Source organism: Kribbella sp. VKM Ac-2571, assembly GCF_004362255.1.
Lineage (GTDB): Bacteria > Actinomycetota > Actinomycetes > Propionibacteriales > Kribbellaceae > Kribbella > Kribbella pratensis.
In genome coordinates this window covers 1-1,181 of sequence record NZ_SNWS01000045.1, presented here as the reverse complement: position 1 = coordinate 1,181, position 1,181 = coordinate 1, and the positions used below count along the sequence as shown (strand labels likewise).

Annotated in this window: 1 protein-coding gene; it reads left to right on the top strand. The window is 66.8% G+C overall.

The genetic code is table 11. From position 1 onward, the window contains the following. Nucleotides 1-76: 76 nt before the first annotated feature. Nucleotides 77-1,181 (top strand): transposase (locus EV651_RS41120; protein WP_238157555.1); only part of this gene is annotated, 1,105 nt, incomplete at its 3' end.

Below are 1,181 nucleotides of genomic sequence, written 5' to 3'. Positions count from 1 at the left end.
GAATCGCGTGTCGGGCGGGTGGGGCTGGGGTGGTGCGAAATACTCGGGTGTGGCTGTGAACGTGCGTTGTGGCGATGTGGATCAGTTGATGTTGATGCCGCCGTCGGTGCGGGAATGGCTGCCTGAGGATCACCTGGCGTTCTTCGTGCTCGACACCGTGGCCGAGCTGGATCTTGCGGAGTTCTTCGCGGCGTATCGGACTGATGGGCGCGGTGGTTCGGTCTACGACCCGGCGATGATGCTTGGTGTTTTGCTGTACGCGTATTGCACTGGTGAACGTTCCTCGCGGCGGGTCGAGCGGCGTCTTGTCGAGGACGTCGCCTATCGGGTGGTCGCGGCGAACCAGCAGCCCGATCACGCCACGATCGCGCGGTTCCGAGCACGTCACCAAGAAGCGATTGCGGGGCTGTTCGGGCAGGTCCTTGGCTTGTGTGTGAAGGCCGGGCTGGTCGATGCCGGTTTGATCGCGATCGACGGCACCAAGATCGCCGCGAATGCGTCGTTCTTCGCCAACCGCGAAGGCAAAGCCCTGACCAAGGAACTCGCCGTGATGGCCGAGCACGACCAGGCCGGCCAGAGTGATCCTGGTGATCTGGCCGATGCTGCGCGTCGGGTCGCGCTGGCAATCCTGGACGAGGCTGCTGCGGTCGACGAGGCCGAGGACGCTGAGCATGGCGATGCCCGCGGCGACGAGCTTCCCGCCGAGTGGGCGGGAGGCCGGGATCGTCGGGCCCGGATCCGTGCCGCGCTCGATGAGCTGGAGTCGCAGAAGACGCGGGATTACGGGTCCCGGATGGCTGAGCGCGCGAAGAAGGAAGCCGAGCTGGGACGGAAGCTGACCGGCCCCAAACCCAAGGAAGACGCGGCCCGGCGCTCGAAACCGCGGCGGGCCAACACCACCGATCCGCACTCGCGGATCATTGCTCAGGCCTCGAAGGGTGTGCTGCAGGGCTACAACGCCCAGGCCGCCGCGACCGCCGCTCAGATCGTGGTCGCTGCCGAGGCCACCGCGACCACCAACGATCAACCCCACTTCCTGCCCATGGCCGCCGCAGTGACCGAGAACCTGACCGACGCCGGACACGGCGACGGTGTCGGGGTGTTCGTTGCCGACGCCGGGTACTGGACGGCCGCCAACGGCACTACCGGCGTCGGCGCCGAGGTTCTGATCGCGACGAAGA